The sequence below is a fragment of the Lentzea nigeriaca genome (genome assembly GCF_016907955.1).
GTDB lineage: Bacteria > Actinomycetota > Actinomycetes > Mycobacteriales > Pseudonocardiaceae > Lentzea > Lentzea nigeriaca.
Genome location: NZ_JAFBCX010000008.1, coordinates 186,902 through 208,622, shown reverse-complemented (window position 1 = coordinate 208,622; position 21,721 = coordinate 186,902). Strand labels below are relative to the sequence as shown.

General features: G+C 68.6%; 24 protein-coding genes and 1 pseudogene. 14 read left to right on the top strand and 11 right to left on the bottom strand.

Annotated elements, in window-relative coordinates; all coding sequences use genetic code 11:
* The first annotated feature begins 5 nt into the window (after positions 1-5).
* From JOD27_RS27560 to JOD27_RS27540, 5 genes are all read left to right on the top strand, one after another.
* Positions 6-905, top strand: a complete 900-nt coding sequence (locus JOD27_RS27560) for an ABC transporter permease (RefSeq protein ID WP_307830366.1) — start codon at positions 6-8, stop codon at positions 903-905.
* A complete protein-coding gene (locus JOD27_RS27555) occupies positions 905-2,077 on the top strand; it encodes an ABC transporter ATP-binding protein (protein WP_204765182.1) in 1,173 nt (390 codons plus the stop codon). The genes JOD27_RS27560 and JOD27_RS27555 overlap by 1 nt, the downstream gene beginning before the upstream one ends.
* A complete protein-coding gene (locus JOD27_RS27550) occupies positions 2,074-3,066 on the top strand; it encodes an ABC transporter ATP-binding protein (protein WP_204765181.1) in 993 nt (330 codons plus the stop codon). Before JOD27_RS27555 ends, JOD27_RS27550 begins: the two co-directional genes overlap by 4 nt.
* A 111-nt stretch (positions 3,067-3,177) precedes the next feature.
* Positions 3,178-4,014: an N-acetyl-1-D-myo-inositol-2-amino-2-deoxy-alpha-D-glucopyranoside deacetylase gene (gene mshB / locus JOD27_RS27545; RefSeq protein ID WP_204765180.1), complete on the top strand. Its 837-nt coding sequence runs from the start codon at positions 3,178-3,180 to the stop codon at positions 4,012-4,014.
* Positions 4,015-4,160: 146 nt separating this feature from the next.
* A complete protein-coding gene (locus tag JOD27_RS27540; protein WP_307830346.1) occupies positions 4,161-4,607 on the top strand; it encodes a hypothetical protein in 447 nt (148 codons plus the stop codon).
* Here JOD27_RS27540 and JOD27_RS27535 read toward each other — a convergent pair.
* Entirely contained in the window at positions 4,580-5,296 is a 717-nt protein-coding gene (locus JOD27_RS27535; protein ID WP_443673968.1) for a GNAT family N-acetyltransferase, read from the bottom strand. The genes JOD27_RS27540 and JOD27_RS27535 overlap by 28 nt on opposite strands.
* Positions 5,297-5,450: 154 nt before the next feature.
* On the opposite strand from JOD27_RS27535, the gene fdxA reads away from it, so the two are divergent.
* Positions 5,451-5,777: a ferredoxin gene (gene fdxA, locus JOD27_RS27530; RefSeq protein ID WP_109632377.1), complete on the top strand. Its 327-nt coding sequence runs from the start codon at positions 5,451-5,453 to the stop codon at positions 5,775-5,777.
* Positions 5,774-6,871: a succinyldiaminopimelate transaminase gene (dapC, locus tag JOD27_RS27525; protein ID WP_239569057.1), complete on the top strand. Its 1,098-nt coding sequence runs from the start codon at positions 5,774-5,776 to the stop codon at positions 6,869-6,871. Before fdxA ends, dapC begins: the two co-directional genes overlap by 4 nt.
* Here the strand turns inward: dapC and JOD27_RS27520 are convergent.
* The 3 genes from JOD27_RS27520 to JOD27_RS27510 all read right to left on the bottom strand — a co-directional run bounded on the left by JOD27_RS27520 (position 6,861) and on the right by JOD27_RS27510 (position 9,557).
* Positions 6,861-7,766: a hypothetical protein gene (locus tag JOD27_RS27520; protein WP_204765177.1), complete on the bottom strand. Its 906-nt coding sequence runs from the start codon at positions 7,764-7,766 to the stop codon at positions 6,861-6,863. The genes dapC and JOD27_RS27520 overlap by 11 nt on opposite strands.
* A gap of 112 nt (positions 7,767-7,878) precedes the next feature.
* The gene (gene dapD / locus JOD27_RS27515) at positions 7,879-8,835 is read right to left on the bottom strand and encodes a 2,3,4,5-tetrahydropyridine-2,6-dicarboxylate N-succinyltransferase (RefSeq protein WP_204765176.1); all 957 of its coding nucleotides are present in this window, start codon (positions 8,833-8,835) and stop codon (positions 7,879-7,881) included.
* Positions 8,836-9,143: 308 nt separating this feature from the next.
* The gene (locus JOD27_RS27510; protein WP_204765175.1) at positions 9,144-9,557 is read right to left on the bottom strand and encodes a hypothetical protein; all 414 of its coding nucleotides are present in this window, start codon (positions 9,555-9,557) and stop codon (positions 9,144-9,146) included.
* Between the two features lie 59 nt (positions 9,558-9,616).
* Between JOD27_RS27510 and dapE the strand changes: the two genes are divergently transcribed.
* Genes dapE through JOD27_RS27495 form a run of 3 tightly spaced genes read left to right on the top strand, consistent with a single transcriptional unit; the run spans position 9,617 to position 12,011 of the window.
* A complete protein-coding gene (gene dapE, locus JOD27_RS27505) occupies positions 9,617-10,684 on the top strand; it encodes a succinyl-diaminopimelate desuccinylase (protein ID WP_204765174.1) in 1,068 nt (355 codons plus the stop codon).
* Positions 10,685-10,701: 17 nt separating this feature from the next.
* A complete protein-coding gene (locus JOD27_RS27500; RefSeq protein WP_204765173.1) occupies positions 10,702-11,478 on the top strand; it encodes an LOG family protein in 777 nt (258 codons plus the stop codon).
* Positions 11,460-12,011 carry an LOG family protein gene (locus JOD27_RS27495; RefSeq protein ID WP_204765172.1) on the top strand — a complete coding sequence of 184 codons (552 nt, stop codon included), beginning with the start codon at positions 11,460-11,462 and terminating at the stop codon, positions 12,009-12,011. The genes JOD27_RS27500 and JOD27_RS27495 overlap by 19 nt, the downstream gene beginning before the upstream one ends.
* Here JOD27_RS27495 and JOD27_RS27490 read toward each other — a convergent pair.
* A complete protein-coding gene (locus tag JOD27_RS27490; protein WP_204765171.1) occupies positions 11,982-13,037 on the bottom strand; it encodes a DNA glycosylase AlkZ-like family protein in 1,056 nt (351 codons plus the stop codon). The genes JOD27_RS27495 and JOD27_RS27490 overlap by 30 nt on opposite strands.
* 10 nt (positions 13,038-13,047) lie before the next feature.
* A complete protein-coding gene (locus JOD27_RS27485; protein ID WP_204765170.1) occupies positions 13,048-14,541 on the bottom strand; it encodes a CocE/NonD family hydrolase in 1,494 nt (497 codons plus the stop codon).
* 117 nt (positions 14,542-14,658) lie between these two features.
* On the opposite strand from JOD27_RS27485, the gene JOD27_RS27480 reads away from it, so the two are divergent.
* Both JOD27_RS27480 and JOD27_RS27475 read left to right on the top strand, forming a co-directional pair.
* Entirely contained in the window at positions 14,659-14,997 is a 339-nt protein-coding gene (locus tag JOD27_RS27480; RefSeq protein WP_204765169.1) for a hypothetical protein, read from the top strand.
* On the top strand, positions 14,997-15,908 hold the full coding sequence (locus JOD27_RS27475) for a glucosyl-3-phosphoglycerate synthase (RefSeq protein ID WP_204765168.1): 912 nt from the start codon (positions 14,997-14,999) through the stop codon (positions 15,906-15,908). The genes JOD27_RS27480 and JOD27_RS27475 overlap by 1 nt, the downstream gene beginning before the upstream one ends.
* On the opposite strand, the gene JOD27_RS27470 is transcribed toward JOD27_RS27475, so the two are convergent.
* The 4 genes from JOD27_RS27470 to JOD27_RS27455 are packed head-to-tail and all read right to left on the bottom strand — an operon-like array spanning position 15,840 to position 20,225.
* Positions 15,840-17,132, bottom strand: a complete 1,293-nt coding sequence (locus JOD27_RS27470) for an amino acid ABC transporter ATP-binding/permease protein (RefSeq protein ID WP_204765167.1) — start codon at positions 17,130-17,132, stop codon at positions 15,840-15,842. The two genes, JOD27_RS27475 and JOD27_RS27470, sit on opposite strands and share 69 nt — an antisense overlap.
* Positions 17,129-18,478 (bottom strand): ABC transporter ATP-binding protein/permease, encoded by a 1,350-nt coding sequence (locus tag JOD27_RS27465; protein ID WP_204765166.1) that lies wholly within the window; start codon positions 18,476-18,478, stop codon positions 17,129-17,131. The genes JOD27_RS27470 and JOD27_RS27465 overlap by 4 nt, the downstream gene beginning before the upstream one ends.
* Positions 18,448-19,071 carry a cytochrome d ubiquinol oxidase subunit II gene (locus JOD27_RS27460; RefSeq protein WP_204765165.1) on the bottom strand — a complete coding sequence of 208 codons (624 nt, stop codon included), beginning with the start codon at positions 19,069-19,071 and terminating at the stop codon, positions 18,448-18,450. Before JOD27_RS27460 ends, JOD27_RS27465 begins: the two co-directional genes overlap by 31 nt.
* Positions 19,071-20,225, bottom strand: a complete 1,155-nt coding sequence (locus tag JOD27_RS27455) for a cytochrome ubiquinol oxidase subunit I (RefSeq protein ID WP_204765164.1) — start codon at positions 20,223-20,225, stop codon at positions 19,071-19,073. Before JOD27_RS27455 ends, JOD27_RS27460 begins: the two co-directional genes overlap by 1 nt.
* 199 nt (positions 20,226-20,424) lie before the next feature.
* Between JOD27_RS27455 and JOD27_RS27450 the strand changes: the two genes are divergently transcribed.
* Together JOD27_RS27450 and JOD27_RS45275 are read left to right on the top strand one after the other, a co-directional pair.
* Positions 20,425-20,763: a PadR family transcriptional regulator gene (locus JOD27_RS27450; protein WP_204765163.1), complete on the top strand. Its 339-nt coding sequence runs from the start codon at positions 20,425-20,427 to the stop codon at positions 20,761-20,763.
* Positions 20,748-21,425 carry a permease prefix domain 1-containing protein gene (locus JOD27_RS45275; protein ID WP_307830345.1) on the top strand — a complete coding sequence of 226 codons (678 nt, stop codon included), beginning with the start codon at positions 20,748-20,750 and terminating at the stop codon, positions 21,423-21,425. Before JOD27_RS27450 ends, JOD27_RS45275 begins: the two co-directional genes overlap by 16 nt.
* A gap of 183 nt (positions 21,426-21,608) precedes the next feature.
* Here JOD27_RS45275 and JOD27_RS47240 read toward each other — a convergent pair.
* Positions 21,609-21,716 (bottom strand): annotated as a pseudogene (locus JOD27_RS47240) (hypothetical protein); the annotation flags it as partial.
* Positions 21,717-21,721 lie beyond the last annotated feature (5 nt).

Genomic DNA, 21,721 nt, shown 5'->3' with positions numbered 1-21,721 from the left:
GCGGCGTGGTGAACAGCGCTCCCCAGTCCGACTCGCACGAGTTCGACGCCACCAAGACCCGCACGCAGGGGCAGCTCGTCCTGCGGCGCTTCCTGCGCCACCGGCTCGCCATGGTGAGCTTCGGTGTCTTCGTCTTCCTGATCCTGTTCGCGTTCATCGGTCCGTTGATCTGGACCTACGACTTCGAGGACGTGTCGAGCAAGGCGTACCAGCCGATGAGCGGCACACACCCGCTCGGCACCACCCAGGTCGGCAAGGACATGCTGGCGTTGCTCATGCGCGGCACCGGCTACTCGCTGCAGATCGCGTTGATCGTGGCCGCGCTCGCGACCGCGATCGGCGTGATCTTCGGTGCGCTGGCCGGATATCTGCGCGGTTTCGTGGACACCGCGCTGATGCGGCTGGTCGACCTGCTGCTGATCATTCCGCAGATCGCGGTCGCCGCGATCGTCGTGAAGGGCTTCTCCGGCAGCTGGTACGTCGTCGCGCTGGTGCTCGCCGCGTTCGCGTGGATGCAGATCGCCCGCATCACGCGGGGTGAGACGCTGTCCTTGTCCCAGCGGGAGTTCATCGAGGCGGCGCGGGCGTGCGGCGCCACCACGCCGCGGATCATCTTCAAGCACCTCGTGCCGAACATGATCGGCAGCATCACCGTCAACGCCACGCTGGCGATCGCGACCGCGGTGCTCACCGAGGCCGCGCTTTCGTTCCTGGGCCTGGGAGTTCAGCCTCCGGACACCTCGCTCGGCGTGATCGTGCTGGAGAACTACGGGCAGTTCCTGAACCGGCCGTGGCTCTTCTGGGGTCCGTTCATCGTGCTCGTGTCGCTCTCCCTCGCCGTCAACTTCATCGGTGACGGCCTGCGCGACGCGTTCGACCCGAGGCAGACGAAGGTGCGTGCCTGATGACGAGTGTTTCCGAACTGTCGGAGGACTTCCTGCCCTCCAACACCACCTCGCCGCTGCTCTCGGTCAAGGACCTCTCGGTCACGTTCCCCACCGACGACGGCGACGTCCGGGCCGTGCGCAACGTCTCGTTCGACCTCAACTCCGGCGACGTGCTGGGGATCGTCGGCGAGTCGGGCTCCGGCAAGTCGGTGTCCTCCATGGCGATCATGGGCCTGCTGCCCAAGAACGCGATCATCGAGGGTTCGATCCGCTATCGCGGTGAGGAGCTGAACGGCCGCAGCTACAAGCAGATGCAGCCGTTCCGCAGCAAGCACATCTCGATGATCTTCCAGGACCCGATGACCTCGCTGAACCCCGTCTACACCGTGGGGTGGCAGCTCGCCGAGACCTACCGGGCGCACCACAACGTCTCCAAGAAGGCGGCGTGGGCCAAGGCGGTCGACGCACTGGAACTGGTCGGCATCCCGCAGCCGGACAAGCGCGCGGCCCAGTACCCGCACGAGTTCTCCGGCGGCATGCGGCAGCGCGTGGTCATCGCGATGGCGATCATCAACGACCCCAGCGTGATCATCGCCGACGAGCCGACCACCGCGCTCGACGTGACGGTGCAGGCGCAGATCCTCGACACCATGCTGCGCATCCAGTCCGAGACCGACGCGGCGATCATCATGATCACGCACGACCTCGGCGTGGTCGCGGGCATGGTCAACCGCGTGCAGGTGATGTACGGCGGCACCGTGGTCGAGTCCGGCCCGGTCGACGACGTCTTCGAACGGCCGCGGATGCCTTACACGGTGGGACTTCTGGGCTCCGTCCCGAATCCGTCCACTTTGGGCAAACGACTCACGCCGATCAAGGGCGCACCTCCGTCGCTGGTGAACCTGCCGACCGGGTGCTCGTTCTCGCCGCGCTGCCCGCTCGTCGCCGACGTGTGCCAGGAGTGGGAGCCGCTGCTGGAAGAGGCGGGCGCGCCGAACCACACGACGCGCTGCCACCGCTGGGAGCACCTGGCGACGATCGAGCAGCCGCAGCGGCTGTTCCTGCACGACGAGATCGGCACGGTGGAGAACCCGGCGGCGTTCGCCGCGGCCAACCCCGACGAGTCCCTCGAAGTGACCGCCGTGCACGGAACCCTGGTGTCCGATCTGTCCGATGAGGAGGCGAAGTGACCGCTCCGCTGTTGGAGGTCACCGACCTCGTCAAGGAGTTCCCCGTGCGGGGCAAGGGGATCATCCCCCGCAGCATCGGCACGGTGCAGGCCGTGTCCGGGGTGTCGTTCTCGCTGCGCCCCGGTGAGACGCTCGGCCTCGTGGGCGAGTCCGGCTGCGGCAAGTCCACGACCGGACGCGCGATCCTGCAGCTGCACAAGCCGACCTCGGGCTCGGTGAAGTTCGAGGGCCGCGAGCTCACGTCGATGAGCGCCAAGCAGCTGCGGCCGTTGCGCAAGGACATCCAGATCGTCTTCCAGGACCCGTACGCGTCGCTGAACCCGAAGTGGCAGGTCAACGACATCATCGCGGAACCGTTGCGGATCCACGGTGTCGAAGGTGGCGTGCAGCGGCGGGTCAACGAGCTGATGGAGCTCGTGGGTCTGAACCCCGAGCACCGCAACCGTTACCCGCACGAGTTCTCCGGCGGACAGCGGCAGCGCATCGGCATCGCACGGGCGCTCGCGCTCAATCCGCGGTTCCTCGTGCTCGACGAACCGGTGTCCGCTTTGGACGTCTCGGTGCAGGCCGGTGTCGTGAACCTGCTGGAGGAACTGCAGGAACGGCTCGGGCTCGCGTACCTGTTCGTCGCGCACGACCTCTCGGTGGTGCGGCACATCTCCGACCGCGTCGCGGTGATGTACCTCGGCAAGATCATCGAGATGGGCGAGCGCGAGGCCATCTACAACCGGCCGATGCACCCGTACACGCAGGCATTGCTGTCCGCGGTGCCGATGCCGGATCCCAAGCAGGAGCGCAAGCGTCAGCGGATCGTGCTGACCGGTGACGTGCCGTCTCCGGTCAACCCGCCGTCGGGCTGCCGGTTCCGCACGCGGTGCTGGAAGGCCCAGGACATCTGCGCCACCGAGGAACCGAAGCTCGAACTGCGAGGTGGACCGGGCGGAACGCTGTCCGCGTGCCACTTCGCCGAGGAACGCTCAGTAGTCTGACGCTCACGATGAAGGGAATGTCCCTCCACTCGAGGTGGAGGAACATTCCCTTCGTCGACAACACGGGCCTCCGGAGACGGGGCCGTTAAACACAGCCTTTACTCTTTTCCGGTGACGCTGACTGCCCCACCACGGTTGCTCTTCGTGCACGCCCACCCGGACGACGAGAGTCTCTGGACGGGCGGCACCATCGCGCGCTACGCCTCGGCCGGCGCGCACGTCACTGTCGTCACCTGCACGCTGGGCGAAGAGGGCGAGATCATCCCGCCCGCGCTGGCGCACCTCGCCGCCGACGCCGCCGACCAGCTGGGCGGGTACCGCGTGGGCGAGCTGAGATCAGCCTGCGCCGCGCTCGGCGTGACCGACCACAGATTCCTCGGCGGCATCGGCAGGTGGCGCGACTCCGGCATGGTCGACGTGCCGTCCAACGCCCACCCGCGCGCGTTCGTCCAGGGCTCGCTGGAAGAGCAGACCGCCCAGCTGGTCGAGATCCTGCGCGAGGTCAAGCCACAGGTCGTCGTGAGCTACGACGCGTTCGGCGGCTATGGCCACCCGGACCACATCCGCGCGCACGAGATCACGGTCGCCGCGTTCGCCCAGGTGTCCGAGGTCGAGCGGCTCTTCTACGCCGTGACGTCCCGCGACGCCACCGAAGCCGGGGTCAGGGCGCTGGAGAACGTTCCCGAGTCGTTCCGGCTGCCGGAGCCCGGTGAGCTGCCGGTGACCCCGGACGAGGAGATCACCACCGTGATCGACGTGTCCGAGCACCTGACGGCGAAGCGCCGGGCGTTGCGCGCGCACTCGACGCAGGTCACTGTGTGGGACGGCGGGTACGCGCTGTCGAACGACATCGCGCAGCCGCTGGTCGGCGCCGAGTACTACGTGCTGGCGAAGGGCACGGCGGACGGCGCGGCCACAGATCTGTTCGGAGGACTGAGTGACCGCTAGCGCGATGACCACAATCGTCACCGGGTTGTTCCGGCGCTCAGCAGGGCACCTCGCGGCCCCACCCCCGCGCCCCCATGTGCCCGATATGAGGTCGCGGGGGTGGGACCACGATGCACCCGTCTGACCACCGGAACAACGCGGCAACGGTGAGTGATCATCGCGCTGGCTGGCGAGTCGTCTTCCTGCTGCTTCTGTGCGTCGAGGCGGCCGTGCTCGCCGTGCTGGAAACGATGTTCCTGCCCGTGCGCTTCGACGGCACGCTGCTGCCGAAGTTCGGGGATCTGCCGTTCCCCGTCACGATCGCGGTGGCCGCCTTCACCACACCTCTGCTGGTGTCGTGGGCGGCCTCGCTGTCCCAACGGGTCGTGACCGCCGCGTCCCCGTTGCTGGTGTGGTTCTTCACGCTGATGTGGTTCGGCTACTTCGAACCGGGCCACGCCGCGGGCAGCCCCGTTCTGCTGCTGCAGGACTGGCGTGGACTGCTGCTGCTCGCGAGCGGTGCGCTCACCGGTGCGGTGGCGGTGGGTGCCGTGATGGCGCGCAACGCGGCCCACCGGCCCGGCCTCTACGAGACCGCGGGCGGGACCCAGTAGCGGTAGCGGTGGTGTTCGGTGCAGCCGAGCTCCGAGTAGAGCCGGATCGCCGGTTCGTTGTGCTCGGCGACCTGCAGCGCGCACGTCGTGGCGCCCTGCTTCAGGCCCCAGCCCGCCAGTTCGCCCATCAGCTGCCTCGCCAGGCCCTTGCGGCGGTGTGACGGCCGCACGGCCAGCCGGGCCACGTGCAGCACGTCCTCGACGACGGCACCCCGCACGGCCGCGACCACCGTGCCGTCCTCGGTGAGGCTCGCGAAGCACACCGTCTCGCTCGATCCGAGCACGTGCCGCTGGGCGGCGGAGACCTCGGATCCGGCCGTGAGTTCCCACCATCCGGGAAGATCACGACTTTCCGCTTCGCCTTCGGCGAACTTCTCCAGCGGGCCGGTCATCACCAGCGACTCCGCGCCGCCGGGGTGGTCGAGGTCGACGATCCAGCCGGCCTCGCGGATCGCCCGCTCCTGGGTCGACCCGTTGACGACGTGCGCGGTGGGTTTGATGCCGTGCTCGCGCGCGAACCCTTCGGTGACGGCCAGCGCGTCCGGAATCGGCATTCCGGGATCGCCGCAGGTCAGCGTGCTGTTGGCGCGGCCTGTGAACCCGGCGGCGGCGCGCATCGACCAATCCCCGAGCGAGACTTCTGCCAGGGCGGGCCACGCTCGCGCGCAGAGTGATTCCAGGTGATCCACGGTGTGCACGCGTTCATCCTGTCCCAAGCTCGTCCCAGCAGGTGGAGTGACGTGGAACACCGTGCAGCTAAGGCAAGCCTGACCGGGTGATACTCGAACGTGCCGCGTACTCTCCGGCTTGCGCGGTGTGGACCAGAGGAAGTTGGAGAGCGCAGTGACCTATGTGATCGCCCAGCCGTGCGTGGACGTGCTCGACAAGGCGTGCATCGAAGAGTGCCCCGTCGACTGCATCTACGAAGGCGACCGGATGCTCTACATCCACCCCGACGAGTGCGTGGACTGTGGCGCGTGCGAGCCCGTGTGCCCGGTGGAAGCCATCTACTACGAGGACGACGTCCCCGACGAGTGGAAGGACTACACCAAGGCGAACGCGGACTTCTTCGACGAGCTCGGCTCGCCCGGTGGCGCCTCGAAGGTCGGCAAGGTGAGCAACGACCCGCAGTTCATCAAGGCCCTCGAACCGCAGGCCGAGGGGCATTGATCCTCACGCGCAGGGGGCCGGCTCTGCCGGACTTCCCGTGGGACTCGCTGGCCGACCACGCCGCCAAGGCGCGCAAGCACCCCGGTGGTGTGGTCGACCTGTCCGTCGGGACGCCCGTCGACCCGGTTCCCGCGGTGATCCAGTCCGCGCTGTCGTCGGTCGCCCACATCCCCGGCTACCCGGTCACCCACGGCACCCCGGAGCTGCGTGCGGCCTTCGTGGCCGCCGCTGAGCGCCGCTACGGCATCGCCGGGCTGTCGGAACAGGCCGTGCTGCCCACGATCGGCTCCAAGGAGCTCGTGGCGTGGCTGCCGACGCTGCTCGGCGTCGGTCCCGGCGACATCGTGGCCGTGCCCGCCGTGGCGTACCCGACCTACGAGGTGGGCGCGCTGATGGCCGGTGCCGAGGTCGTGCGCCTCGCCGACGATGAGCTGCCGCCCGCCGGCACGAAGCTCGTGTGGCTGAACTCGCCGTCGAACCCGACCGGGCGCGTGCTGTCGGCCGAGCAGCTGCGCGACGCCGTCGCCGCGGCCCGTGAGCTCGGCGCGGTGGTGGCCTCCGACGAGTGCTACCTGTCGCTGCCGTGGGACGCCTCGCCGGTCTCGGTGCTGCATCCGTCCATTGTGGACTCCTTCGACGGTGTGCTCGCCGTGCACTCGCTGTCGAAGACGTCCTCGCTGGCCGGTTACCGGGCCGGGTTCGTCACCGGCGACCCTGAGCTGATCGCGGGCCTGCTGGAGCTGCGCAAGCACGCCGGCATGATCGTGCCGCGGCCGGTGCAGGAAGCCATGCGGGTCGCTCTCGAGGACGACGCTCACGTGGTTGAGCAGCGTGCCCGGTACCTCGCCCGTCGTGAGGTGCTCAAGCCCGCCCTGGAGGCGGCCGGGTTCACGGTCTCGCACTCCGACGCGGGCCTGTACCTGTGGTCGTCGCGCGGTGAGGACGCCTGGGAGACGATCTCCTGGCTGGCCGACCGCGGCATCCTGGCCGCTCCCGGCACGTTCTACGGCCCGGCGGGCGCCCAGCACGTGCGGATCGCGTTGACCGCGACGGACGAGCGTGTTGCCGCGGCCGTCGAGCGCCTCAAGGCTTGAGAGCGGACCACACCCGGCGCGTGAACTGGTTCGGCGGCACCGCGTCCGTCGTGAGCCGGACGCTCGTGCTGATCGAGTCACCGCTCAGGCCGAGGCCCAGCACGAGGTGCCAGTGCAGGTCCCAGAGGTCCTGAAACGCGTCCAGTTCCACGTCGGCGTCCGCGCTGACGTGGAGCACCGCCGGTTCCGCGACCCGCACGACCCGCTCGACGGCCCGCACGTCCCGCGTGTTCGTGCGGAAGCTGAACGCCAGGTCGACCGTCTCGGCGTCGAGCCCGTACGTCGCGTACGAGTGGCACCGGTGGTGAGGCAGCGAGAGCGGCTGGTTCGTCTCCAGGTAGAGATCACCCTCGAACCGCAGCGTCGGTGAGTGCTGGCTCAGCGTGGCCCGCGCGCTGACGAACTCCCAGCCGGGCATGTCCAGCTTCGGGACCAGCAGTTCCAGCACCTCGCCGCGTCTGGCGCTTCGCGTGCGTTCACCGGAGCGCCACGGGATCTCCCTGCTGTAGGGCTCCTTCTTCGTGACGAAGACGTACGGCGCGTTGTCGGTCTGCAGGCTGAGCACCACGACCGTTCTGCCCGGTGCCCAGTCGAACGCGACCGTGGTGAGGCCGGGTGCCACGCCGTCGAAGTGGCTCTCCACCCTGGGCCACCAGCTCGACAGCTCCTCGGCGAGGGCACCCTTGACGTATCTGCCCTTCTCGTCGACACCGACGACCCACATCGCCTCTGACCCGCGCGCGGCGTTGCAGAGAGCGGCGATCTGTCTGGCCGCCTTGCCGTGGTCGATCGGCCACTGGGTCTTGAACTCCACGAAGGAGTCCTCCGACTGCGCCCCCTCCAGGGCACGTTCGATCGCGGCGCGAGCGTTCAGCTCGATCCGCTGCTTCAGCACGTGCACCTCCCCGCGACGGGCCCTCAGAACGGCACGGGCCCAGCCTGCCTGCGCAGACCGGGCCCCAGCCACCGAGTTCGCTCCCTGTTCAGTGTCGCTCAGTCGTTGTTGCTCAGTCGTTCGCGTGCAGCGCGGCGTTCAGCTCCACGCCGGTGCCCTTGCGGGGCTTGACCCGGACGGTGCCGGTGGTCGAGTCCCTGATGAAGAGCAGGTTGTTCTGGCCGCTCAGCGTGTGGGCCTTGACGACCTCGCCGTCCGGCAGGGTGACCTTGGTGCCCGCGGTGACGTAGAGGCCTGCCTCCAGGACGCAGTCGTCGCCAAGGGAGATGCCCAGGCCCGAGTTGGCGCCCAGCAGGCAGCGTTCGCCGATGCTGATGACCTGCTTGCCGCCGCCGCTCAGCGTGCCCATGATCGAGGCGCCGCCACCCACGTCGGAGCCGTCGCCGACGACGACGCCGCCGGAGATCCTGCCCTCGACCATGCTGTTGCCCAGGGTGCCGGCGTTGAAGTTCACGAAGCCCTCGTGCATGACCGTGGTGCCCTGTGCCAGGTGGGCGCCCAGCCGGACTCGGTCTGCGTCGGCGATCCGCACGCCGGACGGGACCACGTAGTCGACCATCCTGGGGAACTTGTCGACGCCGTACACCGTGACCTGGCCCCTGGTGCGGAGGCGGATCCTGGTCTCCTCGAAGCCGTCCACCGCGCACGGGCCGTGGTTCGTCCAGACGACGTTCGTCAGGAGGCCGAAGATGCCGTCCAGGTTGGCGTCGTGGGGCTTGATCAGGCGGTGGCTCAGGAGGTGGAGCCTCAGCCAGACGTCGTAGGTGTCGCGCGGGGCGGCTGCCAGGTCGGCTGCCACGCGGACGCCGATGACCTCGACGCCTCGCTCCAGGTCCTCGCCCAGGAGCTTGGCGGCGGATTCGCCGAGTGCTGCCGCGATCTCGGCGGACGACAGGCGGGTGGTGGCCTTGTCGCCTGCGTCTCCCAGGACTGGGGACGGGTACCAGGTGTCGAGGACGGTGCCGTCCGGGGTCACAGTGGCCAAGCCGATGCCGTATGCGGTGCTCACGGTGGGTCAGCCTAGTCTTGGCTGTTGGTTTCGGGGTGCGCGTGGGTTGGGTGGGTCGTCCACCGGTTGCGTCGGCGGGTGCCGGTTGCGAGTCCGTAGGTCGGTTGCGTCGCGTGCGTCCGGTGCGCTGCTTTCCGGGGCTTCGCCCCGGACCCCGCCAATCTGATCAAAGACCCACCAGCGCCGCACGCAGGTAGATGGCATGCCTGGTGCGTTCGGCGGCTGGTGGTTGCGCTCCGGGTGGGACGCAACCACCAGCCCGGTATGCCAAGGACTGCTCGGCCTCGCCTTCGCGAGAGATCTGGGGGTCAGTCCGGTACGTCTGCGCTGAAGTAGAGGGAGCTGAGGACGCCCCTTGTGGCGATCAGCGCCTCGTTGCACTTCGACTGGCGGGCGTCGGCGCTCGCCACGTTGTCCACGCGCACTTCGCCGCACTTGTGGGCCTCGAAGTCGCCCACTGCCGTCATCAGGCGGGGGAGGACCTCGCTCACGTCTCCTTGGACCCGTTTGCCCTGGAAGGACTTGTCCAGGTTGCGGGTCATGGTGCTGACTCGGGCCACCCAGGCGGCGCAGTCGGCTGGGGTGCCGCTGTGTTGTGAGCCGCACGGGGCCGAGAACAGGGAGCGGATCTCGCCGCACTGGCGGGCGCACGCCTCTGGGGGCTCGCCGCAGCCGGTGGCCATGAGGATCAGGGAGATGACCAGGAGTGTGCGCTTGATCACGGGAAGTACGGTATCGGCCGAACGGGCTAGCGTTCAATTTGCTTGAGTAGGGTGTGGACGTGTCCGACACCCTTGATCTTTTCGCCGACCCCGTTGAACTGACTGCCGCGTTGGTGGATGTGCGCAGCGTGTCCGGGGAGGAGGCGGAGATCGCGGATCTTGTGGAGCGGTCGTTGCTGGTGCATGCGCCGCATCTGGAGATCACTCGATCGGGGAATGCCGTGTTGGCCCGCACGAATCTCGGGCGGGAGCGGCGGGTTGTCTTGGCCGGGCATCTGGACACCGTGCCGATCAACCAGAACTTTCCCGGTCGGCGCGAAGGGGACGTGCTGCACGGGTGCGGGACCGTGGACATGAAGGGGGGCGACGCGGTCATGCTGGCGATCGCGGCCCTCGGTGTGAATGCGCGGCACGATCTGACGTTTGTGTTTTACGACTGCGAGGAGATCGAGGCGGAGCGGAACGGGCTCACGCGGATTCAGCGGGATCTGCGGGAGTGGTTGATGGGGGACCTGGCCATCGTTTGTGAGCCGTCCAACGGGACGGTTGAGGCCGGGTGTCAGGGAACCATGCGGATCGAGGTTCGGACCGGCGGGAAGCGGGCGCACACCGCTCGGGCGTGGATGGGGGTCAACGCCATTCACGGGATGGGGGAGGCGTTGCGGCGGCTGGAGGCTTATGTGCCTCGGCAGCCTGAGATCGACGGGTGCCGGTACCACGAGGGGCTGCAGGCCGTGAAGATCAGCGGTGGGGTCGCCGGGAACGTGGTGCCGGACGAGGCCGTGCTGACGGTGAACCACCGGTTTGCGCCGGATCGGTCGGTGGAAGAGGCAGAGGCGCACCTGCGTGAGGTGTTCGAGGGCTTCGACGTGACGGTCACGGACTTCGCGGGTGGGGCGTTGCCGGGGCTGCACGCACCGGCGGCGCGGGAGCTCGTCGAGGCCGCTGGCGGGACGCCCGTGGCCAAGCTCGGGTGGACGGACGTGGCTCGGTTTGCGGCGTTGGGGATGCCGGCGGTCAATTTCGGGCCTGGGGATCCGACGTTGGCGCACACTCGGGAAGAGAACGTGCCGGTCCATCAGATCACCGGGTGTTTCGACGTACTTAAGCGATTTTTGCTTGCCTGATCACTAATATCCTGGTGATGACGGAAGACGAGAACGGCGTGGTGGACGAGCGTCCCAAGGAGAAGATGCGCGGGCCGGTCGTGTTGCGGCGGGAGCGCCGGGACGAGTTGACGACCACGGATCAGCGGTTGCTGGATTCCCGGGGGCCCTCGGACTGGGTGCACACGGATCCGTGGCGGGTACTGCGGATTCAGGCTGAGTTCGTCGAGGGTTTCGGTGCGCTGGCCGAGGTGCCGAGTGCGGTGACCGTGTTCGGGTCGGCTCGGACCGGGCGGGATCACCCCGAGTACCAGACCGGGCGGGATCTCGGCGGGGCGTTGGCCGAGGCCGGGTTCGCGGTGATCACCGGGGGTGGGCCCGGTGCGATGGAGGCGGTCAACCGCGGGTGTTCGGAGGCCGGTGGGTTTTCGATCGGGCTCGGGATCGAGCTGCCCTTTGAACAGGGGCTCAACCCGTGGGTCGATCTCGGGGTGAACTTCCGGTACTTCTTCGTGCGCAAGACGATGTTCATCAAGTACTCGCAGGCGTTCATCTGTCTGCCGGGTGGGTTCGGCACGCTCGACGAGTTGTTCGAGGCGCTGACGCTGGTGCAGACGAAGAAGGTCACGAAGTTCCCGGTGGTGTTGTTCGGGCGCAGTTACTGGCAGGGGCTGTACGACTGGGTCAAGAACTCGGTGCTCGAAGGTGGCAAGGTGGGCGAGAAGGACCTCGCGCTGCTGCACCTCACCGACGACATCGAGGACGCGGTGCGCGTGGTCAAGGAAGCGCACCAGGCATGGGCGGACGCACACTGATGTACGTAGCTGTCTACTGCGGCAGTCTGGCCACGGTTCCCCAGACCTACATCGACCTCGCCGCCGAGGTGGGGCGCCAGATCGCGGCACGCGGCTGGAACCTCGTGTGGGGTGGCGGGCAGACGTCGATGATGGGTGCGGTGGCGCGGGAGGCGCGGGCCGGTGGCGCCCACACCTACGGCGTGATTCCCAAGGGCCTCGCCACCAGGGAGATCGCGGACCGGGAGTCGACGGAGCTGCACGTCGTCGACACCATGCGCGAGCGCAAGAAGATGATGGACGACAAGGCGGACGCGTTCCTGACGCTGCCAGGTGGCATCGGTACCGCCGAGGAGTTCTTCGAGGTGTGGACGGCGGGGGTGCTCGGCATGCACGCCAAGCCCGTCGTGCTGCTCGACGTCGACGACCACTACAAGGGACTCGTCGACTGGCTGACGCACCTGCGCGACAAGGGGTTCGTGTCGCACGCCGCGTTGAACTCGCTCGTCGTCACGGACGACGTGTCAGTCGCTCTTGACGCTTGCGTCGTCTAGTCCCTTGGCCCGAGCCAGGATCTGGGTCTCCGGCAGGAGATCCGGCAGCGGCCGGTACGGCGTGGCCGTGACCTCGAACCGCTTGCCGGACACCACCCTGCCCTGCCAGGAGCCCGCGATCTCGCCGTCCACGAGGATGGCGCCGCGGCGGCCCAGGACGCGGAAGATGTCCTTCTGCGCCGCCTTGTCCGGCAGCAGCAGGTCCCGGTCGCGGGCCTGCAGGTACGGGTCGGTCGGCGGGAGCAGCCGCACGTCCGGCGGTTCGGCGTCGACGATCTCCACGTCCTCCGGCAGCCACGCCTGGTGACCCTCGACGGTCACTTCGACGAGCCCCTCCTTCGGCCACCGCTTCTTGACCTCGCGGGTGGTCGTGCCGAAGTAACTGGCCACTTCGGACGGTCCGGCGGGCCCGTGCAACGTCAGGTAACGGTGCACCAGTTCGTCGAAGCCCGCCGTCTTCCGCGGCACGCCCGGCCAGCCGTGGATGCGTTCGAACGTCACGGTCTTCTCCTCCGGCAGGATCCGGAGGCCGGCGGGAAGTGCGCCGAGCCGGAAGATCGGGTCGCTCACGTGCTCGGTCCGGCAGCCGCGGCACGCCTCGACCGTCTGCTTGGGCGCCAACGGGGTCAGGGCCGTACTGACCTCGCCCTTGGTCATCGGCTTCGTGACGATCGACCGCATCGCCGTGGCGATGTGCCGCAACGCCGCCACCATGTCGTCGACCTTGGGACGCGAGGCACGCGCACGGGCGTCCGCGTCGCTCCACGGCCACAGCGCGCGGGCGAACGCCTTCAGCTCACCGGCTCGGTGCAGGTGAGGGGCACCGCGCACGGACCACGTGACGGTGAACTCGTCAGTGGAGGGTGCGGCGGCGAGACGGGCGGCGAGACTCAGCAGGGCCGAGCCGGAGGTGTTGTCCTGGACGCCCAGGGAGAACACCGCCAGCTCGGCCGCGTCTGCGACCCGCCGGTCCAGCTCGTGCTGATGGATCCGGTGGAAGAGCACCTGCTGCCGGGTGAAGTCCACCCGGACATTCTTACGCCTTCGGAACCGAGAGGCTCGACGGTCCGAAGGTGACGGTTGAGCCACGGGTCGATTCGGTGAGGTAGCGCGGGTCCACCGTGTCGATCACGAGCGCCAGGCGGTCGCCCGCGCCGACGTTCCACACGGTCGGCTCGAGTTCCACGTCGAGCGTCTGCGTGAGGCCGGCGCCGGTCACCTTCACCGGCTTGTGCGTGATCAGCGAGCCCAGGCCGAGCGGTCCCACCTCGTACAGGTACGCGAACAGCGTGGTCGTCTCCGCGCTCGGCGTCACCGTCAGCTTCAGCTTCGGCGTGCCGGCGAGCGTGGCGCCGTTCGGGTACTGCGGCCCGCTCCACACGCCCGCGAGGTTGCGGTCGATGAACGGCAGCGCCACTCCGGTCGGGATGTTCAGGAACCCTTGCAGCGCACCGGAGAGCAGGACCGTGCCGCTGTCGGCGACGGTGTTCCAGCCCGCGTGGATCTTCTTCGCGTCGAGCTGCATCGTGTCGGCGGCTCCCGCCGGCCACGTGCCGTACTTCTGCCACGTGCCGCCGTTGTTGGGCTTGAGCTGCACCGGCTGCTCGGCCTCCACGCCGTTGGCCGTGCCCTTGACGTAGCGGTCGAACCAGCGGCCGACGGACTCCCAGATCTCGTTGGGCAGGCCGGCCGCGCCGAAGAGCTCGGCGGTGGCGTGGTCGCCCGGCGAGAGCATGAGGCGCTTGGGGCCGGTGAGCTTCGAGTAGAAGTCCGCGACCTGGCCCGGCGCGAAGATGCCGTCGTTCCAGGCGTTGCCGATCATCACCGCGGTGCCGTTGGCGTTGATCTGCGCGATCTTCGAGGCGGCGGAACGGCCCGCGGAGATCGGCACGACCTCCCAGAACCTGCCGTCGCGGTAGGCGTCCTCGGCTTCGGTCAGCACGGGGCCTGGGCGCCCGGTCGCGTGGCCCGCGGCCAGCAGCACCTCGACGGCCTGCTTGTTCACGGTGCTGTACGGGTAGAGCGAGCGGGCCAGGTCGGTCCACGTGCTCAGCGCCGCGACGGCCTTGATGCGCGGGTCGTTGGCCGCGGCGAGCAGCGATTGGCCGCCGCCGTAGGAGATCCCGGCGACGCCGATCCTGGTGACGTCGGCGTGCGCGTTGGCGACCGCCCAGTCGATGACTTTGCTGACGTCGTTCACGGTGTCCGGCCCGGCGATGTCGATCTCGCCGCCGGAGTCCCAGAAGCCGCGGCTCGTGTAGCTCACGACGACGTAGCCGGACTCCTTGGCGAGCTTGGCCGCCGCGCCGACGTACTCGATGTTCGGCACCGCCCAGCTGGACGGCATGACGAGCAGCGGGAACGGGCCGCCGCCGACTCCGGTCGGTTCGACGACGAAGGCCTTCAGGGTGGTGCCGCCGGCGCCGGAGATCGACTTGTAGGTGATGGTGCTGCCGGGGGCCGCGATGGCGGCCGGAGCACCGAGCAGGGTTGTGAGGAGTACCAGGACTGAAACAAGTGATCGTCGCACGCTGGTCCTCCTTGACCATGACGTAGATCACACAGGGTTGTTACTGGGGAGTTAACCAGATAGCTACTGATGGGTAGCAAGAAGCTGTGAGCCAGCTCACTGTTTACGCTGAGTGGCGTGAACCGATTCCGCATCACTGAGCTGCCGAAAGACCGGGTGCTGGTCGTTGCGCATCTGACCAGCGCGGATGCGGTGGGTCAGGCCATTGATGACGGTGCCGATGTCGTGGAATTCGACGGTGAACTGGAATTGCCGTCGCTCACCGAAATGTTGGATGTGGTGACGATCCCCGCAGGGGATGAGGATTTCACTCTGGCGGCTGCAACAGTGGCTGCGATGTCCGGAGCACGCGCCATTCATGCATCCGACGTGCGGCAGGCGAGGAAGGTCGTGGAGATGGTCGCGAGCGTGACGGGAACCCGTCCGCCTGCCCGAGCGGTGCGGGCGCTCGCCTGATGCTGCCCTCCGTCGAAGCCTGGTTCGCCACGCACACCTGGCAGCAGCCGTCGTGGACGGTCGACGACCTGGTGGCGTTGAAGCGCGGCCGGACGGTCTCGGTCGTGCTGCCCGCGCTGAACGAGGAGGAGACCGTCGGCGCTGTCGTCGCCGTGGTCCGGCCGTTGCTCGGCACGCTGGTCGACGAGCTCGTGGTGATGGACTCCGGGTCGACCGACCGGACCGTTCTCGTCGCGGCCGAGGCAGGGGCGCGGGTCGTGCGGCGCGAGGACGTCGTGCCGTGGCTGGAACCGTTGCCCGGCAAGGGCGAGGTGCTGTGGAGGTCGCTGGCCGCGACCTCCGGCGATCTGATCGTCTTCCTGGACTCCGATCTCGTGGACCCGGAGACCGCGTTCGTCACGGCGTTGCTCGGGCCGTTGTTGCTCGATGCGGACCTGCACCTGGTGAAGGGGTTCTACCGGCGGCCGTTGCGGTTGGAGAGCAGCGGCGGTGGACGGGTCACCGAACTGGTGGCGCGGCCGCTGCTGAACACGCTGCGGCCGGAGCTTTCCGGTGTGGTGCAACCGCTCGGCGGCGAGTACGCGGCCACTCGGTCCTTTTTGGAGTCCGTGCCGTTCGCGGCGGGGTACGGGGTGGAGATCGGGCTGTTGCTCGACGTGCACCGGATGCACGGGCTGTCGGCGTTGGCGCAGGTGAACCTGGGTGTGCGCAAGCACCGCAACCGGTCGTTGCTGCAGCTCGGCGTGATGTCCTCGCAGATCATGGGGACCGCGCTGGCCCGGTGCGGCGTCTCCGCCGAAGCCGGCCCGTTGACGCAGTTCGTGCAGGTCGGCGGCGAGTGGCTACCCGACTCGACCGACGTGCTCGTGGCCGACCGGCCCCCGATGGTGCACGTGGTCGAAGAGCGCTAGCTGCTCCTGCCGGTGCGTCACGACGAGCGCGGTGCCCCGGCAGTTGTCCAGGACCTTCTTCAGCACGCGGTCGGCTTGATCCGGGTCGAGCCCTTCCGTGGGCTCGTCCAGGAGCAGGATCTCCGGGTTCGCGAGCACCGACCTGGTGAGGATCAGGCGCTGGCGTTGACCGCCGGAGATCTCCTCGCCGCGTTCGCCGACGACCTGGTCCCAGTCGAGGTCGAGCTCGGTGATCTCGGCCGCCCGGTCGAGTTCCTCCTGCGTGGCATCGGGTTTGGCCATCAGGACGTTGGTGCGGACCGTCGTGTGGAAGACGTGGGTGTAGGCCAGCGCGCCCTTGCTGGGTTCGAGCCGGTGGGCGATGGCGTTGAGCAGCGTGGTCTTGCCGATGCCGCTCGGCCCGACGATCGCGGTTTTGCCCTGCAGCACCGGGGTTTCGATGACGACGGCCGGTTCGGGCTCGTCGGTCGGTTCGGGGGCCGGCTTCGTCAGGGCGGCGAGCGGGATCGTGATCTCGAACGTCGCGATGGTGGCCATGATCAGCCACGCGGGTTCGTGCTGGGCGAGCATCAGCAGTGCCGTGCCGAACTGGACGGCGATCGCCAGCGGGGTGAGATCGCGGCTGCGTTCCCTGCGGGACAGCTCTTTCGCGGTAATGGTCGCTGCGTGGAGTTTCTCGTCGAACAGGCCGTAGGCGATCAGTTCTTCTTTGCTGTGCACCAGTTCCGTGGTTTCTTCGGTGAGCTTGGCGCGCAACGGTGTGAGGTCTTGCGGCTTGCGGATGCAGAGCCACGGGAGCAACACGACGTTGATCAGCAGGCCGATCGCGAGGGGGAGCGAGAAGACCGCCATCACCGCGCTCACCAGCGCCGCGGTGATCCACGGGAGGGTGACGCGGAGCCGGCTGTCGAGGTGCTGGTCGACGTTCGTGACGATGCGGGTGAGGGCCGTGCCGGACGGGATGTGCCTGCGGCGCACCAGGTCGTCGTAGACCCGGCCGCGGAGCTCGACGGCTTCGCCGAGCACGGCCTGGTGGCCGGTCAGGCGCTCGAGGTAGCGGAGGGCGCCCTTGGCGAGCGCGAGCGTGCGGACCGCGACGATCGCCACGGTCAGCGCCTGCAGCGGCGGGTGCTCGGCGGCGCGCATGATCAGCCAGGTCGCCGTCGCGGTGAGGCCGACACCGGCCAGTTCGGCAAGCGTTCCCACGAAGATCGCGAGCTTCATACCGTCACCACCCTGTCCACCTCGTTCAGCAGTGCCGGCCGGTGCGCCACGATCACGGCCGTGCGACCGCGGGTGAACTCCCTGGTCGCTTCGAGGACGAGCGCTTCGGTTTCCGCGTCGAGGTGCGCGGTCGGTTCGTCCAGCAGGAACAACCCGGCGTGCCGCCGGTCCAGCGCCTTCGCGAGCGCGACCCGTTGCTGCTCACCGGAAGAGAGGTTCGCGGGCACGAGCGTGGGCCGTTGCGGCACCCACGACAGCGCTTCGAGCCATGCCTTGCGGTCGATCTCGCGCAGGTCGACGCCCCCGACCAGCACACGGCCCCGGTCCGGCCGCACGAAGCCCAGCAGCAGCCCCAGAACCGTGCTCTTGCCGGCACCGCTCGGCCCGACCAGCGCGATCCGTTCGCCGGGCTCGATCCGCAGCGAGAAGTTCTCCAGGCTGCGCACGCTCACGTCGTCGAACACGATCTCGGCGCTCGCCAGGTCCGGCGGAGTGACTCCCTTGGACTCCTCCGGTGTCGGCACCTTGGCCAGAACCTCGCGGCCCTGAGCGCTCGCGTGGTACTGCGCTCCGGCGGCGCGCAGCGGCAGAAACGCTTCCGGGGCCAGGAAGAGCACGAGCAACGCGGTGTGCAGCGGAACGCCGCCGCCGAGCAGCCTGAGCCCGACGGGCACCGCGACCATCGCCACGGACATCGTCGCCACCAGCTCCAGCACGAACGCCGACAGGAACGCGACCCTGAGCGCGGACATCGTCTCGGTCATGTGCTGCGCCGCCAGCTTCCGGACGGTGCCCGACTGCGCTTCGGCCCGTCCGAACGCCCGGAGCGTGCCGATGCCCTTGACCACGTCCAGGAAATGCCCGCCGAGCGTCGCCAGCGCTGCCCACTGACGGGCCGTCCGCTCACGGGTGTGCGCGCCGACCAGCGCGCCGAAGATCGGGATCAACGGCAACGTCAGCAGGACCGTCAGCGCTGCCGTCAGATCGGCGAACGCCAGCCTGATGACGACCGCGAGTGGCACGACGACAGCGAGGACCTGCTGCGGCAGATACCCGACGACGTACGGCGTCACGTCGTGCACCCCGCGCGTCACCAGCGTGGCGACCTCACCGGCCCTGGTTCCCGGCGAGCGCAGGAAGGCCTCGCGCAGCCGGGTCCGCGTCCGTTCCGCGGCCCGGTGAGCCCACTCGCGGTGGACCCACCACACGAGCACCCGCAGGCCGATCACCAGGCACAGCAACAGATATCCGCCACCGCCGCCGAGCGCTGAGGCCAGGAGCTCCGCCTGTGCCAGCACCAGGAACGGGATCGGGATCAGCGCGAGGAGATGGAGACGATCGACCACTGCAGCAACACCACCAGCGGGATGATCGGGACAGCGACCCAGGCGAGCAGGCCGAGGGTGTCGGTGTGCGCCATCAGCCCGGCGACGTCGATCGAGCTGAACGCGAGCGGGATCGGCAGCGCGCAGAGCAACGCGGTCAACGGGAACAACGCCCACCGCCGGGTCTGGAACACCCAGCCGTGCAAGGCGAACAGCACGGGCATCACCAGCGCCACGGCCACCGGCGCGTGCAGCAGGTGCGCGAGAAACAGGCCCCAGCCGACGGAAACCATCAGCGCGCCGGTGAACACCAGCCACGACCACAGTCGCAACTGGACGGCGGCCATGAACAGCACCAGTCCGGCCAGGATCAGCGTGAACGTGCTGTGCGCGCCGGACAGCAGCTCGCCTTCGAGCCGCGGGAACGCCGCGAACAGCACCCCGATAGCGGCGACCAGCCACACCTCGTTGCCCAGGAAGAACGGCGTCATCCGGTGCAACGTCTCGTCGCGCCCGCGGAACGGCAGCAGCAACCCGGTGCCGTAGTCGAAGCCCGCCAACGCGAAGTACCCGACGACGAGCGTCCCGAGCACGATCAACCAGAGCAGTTCCATCAGAGGGTCACCACCAGCGGCGAAACGGGAGCGGGCGTGACGTCGGGACCGCGGCGGACCGCACGTGCGATCAACGCCCAGTCGACGCAGGCCAGCACCACGAACAGGGACGAGAACACGATGAGCGACAACAGGATCTGCGAGGAGTCCACCTGGGACACCGCGTCCTCGGTCCGCAGGAGCCCGTAGATCAGCCACGGCTGCCGCCCGACCTCGCGGAACACCCACCCGAGGATCGCCGCGAGGAACGGCAGCGGAATGCCGATCACCATGAGGTACAGCGGGAAGCGCATCCTGATCACGGCGTCCTTGATCAGCAACGGCAGCGTCAGCCAGCTGACCGCCATCAGCGTCATCCCGATCAGGATCATGAACCCGAGCGCGGTGCCCGGCGCGTGCGCGAACTTGCCGGGCTGCAGCTCCTCGATGATCGGGAACTGCGCGAAACCGGCCCCGACCAGCGACGGCGTGACCAGCGCGGTGGTGACGACGCCCAGCCGCAGCGACCGCCGGAAGAAGTCGACCTCCGGCGTGCGCTTGATGAAGTGGTACGCCGACACGCCGGTCAGGAACACCCCGCCGACCGTGAGGGACGCGAAGACCACGTGCACCAGCGCCGTCCCGAAGGTCGGGTTGCCCAGGAGCGCGGAGAAGTCCTCCAGCCGCAGCACGTTCCCCTCGACCCGATAGCCGACGGGGTGCTGCAGGAACCCGTTCGCGGCCATGATCCAGAACGCCGACGCGTACGCCGTGAGCGCGGTCAGGTAGAGCAGCGCGAGGTGCACCCAGCGGTTGAGCCTGCCCCAGCCGAAGATCCACAGGCCGAGGAACGTCGACTCCAGGAAGAACGCGATCAGCGTCTCCAGGGCGAGCGGCGCCCCGAACACGTCTCCCGCGTAGGTCGCGAGGCCCGACCAGTCCAGTCCGAACTGGAACTCCATGACGATGCCGGTGGCGATGCCCAGCGCGTAGTTGATCACGTAGATCCGGCCCCAGAACCTGGTCATCCGCTCGTGTACGGGTGCTCTGGTCAGCGTGAACCTGGTTTGCGTGATCACGAGCAGGGTCACCAGCCCGAGCGTGAGCAGCACGAACAGGAAGTGGAACGAGGTCGTCGTCGCGAACTGGACGCGAGCGAGGTCCGATGGGCTCATGAGTAGGCAGGCTATATGTAGCGCTCCTACTTATAGAGCGTTTCGGCGGGATGTCAGGGAGATCTCAGGGCTGACCCTGAACGCCCGCCGATTCGCTTCCAGAGCACCAGATCCGGGCCGCCGCGCACCACCCCGGCCGGTCGGAATCAGGGACATCTCAGGGGTGCGTGCGGCGGCTTCATGAGTAGAGTCGCTACTCATGAAGCCCGATGCGCTGCGTGGCCACCTGGACGCGTTGCTGCTCGCCACGCTCGACGGCAGGCAGTTGCACGGATACGCGATCATCGAGGCGTTGCAGCAGGGCAGCGGCGGTGCGCTCGACCTGCCGACCGGCACCGTCTACCCGGCGCTGCGGCGACTGGAGCGCGCGGGGCACGTGGTGAGCGACTGGAGCACGGTCGGCGGCCGCAAGCGCCGCACGTACCGGCTCACCTCGGCCGGTCAGCGCGCGCTGAACGCCGAACGCAGCGCGTGGCGGCAGTTCACCACGGTGATCGACGGTGTGCTGGGAGGTGACGGCAAGTGGGCACAGGCCTGATCGACGACTACGTGACCGATCTCGGGGCACGGCTGCAGGGCTCCCGCAGGCAGGTCCGCGACCTGCTCACCGAGACCCGCGACAGCCTCACCGACGCGGTCGAGGCCCACCTCGACCGCGGCCTCGACGAGGACACGGCCCAGCGCAGGGCCGTCGAGGAGTTCGGGCCGGTCCGCCACATAGCCCGCGAGTACCAGGCCGAACTGGCCGTCGCGTACGGCGCGCGCACGCTGACGTTGCTCGCGGTGGTGCTGCCCGTCATGCACGCGCTGTGGGAGATGAGCCGCATGTACTTCATCGGGCCGTGGCAGGACTTCGGTGGTCCGGTGCCGTCGTGGTACATGCTGATCGCCAAGGCCAACGACATGACCAGTGGAGTCGCCGCGGGCATCGCCCTGGTGGCGCTCATCCTCGGCCGCGTGCTGGCCCGCCGGTTGGACACGCAGCTGCTGGCACGGCTCGCCGCGTCGATCGCGTTGCTGTCCGTGCTCGTCGTGGTCCTCGGCAACGTCGCCATCCTCAGCGCCACCTGGCAGGTCGACCCGCAACGGCTGGTGCAGTCGCTGCCGATGGGAATCGCGAGCTTCGGGACGTGGATCGTGATCGTCCGGCTCGGTCTGCTCGCTCGCCGCTGCCTGAGCTGTGCCACGATCGTCGCTTGAATGCTCCCCGCCCTGCATGGGCTGTCGGGGATTTTCGGCTCGGGCTGCCTGCTCGTCCGGCGGACGAGCAGGTCTTGTGCCGTCATCACCGACCGGGTTCAAACCTGCCCGGACCAGCATCACCGCAGCGGAGTTCTTGTCCCTGGGGGACACGGCTCCGCACGACGTGCAGGTGTAGGTGCGTTCGGACAGCGGCAAGGCGTGCTTGGTTCTCGCACCGCATGACGCGCAGTCCATCGTGGTGTGTTTCGGCTCCACCAGCCGCACGTCGCGGCCGTGCTTGCGGGCCATCGCGA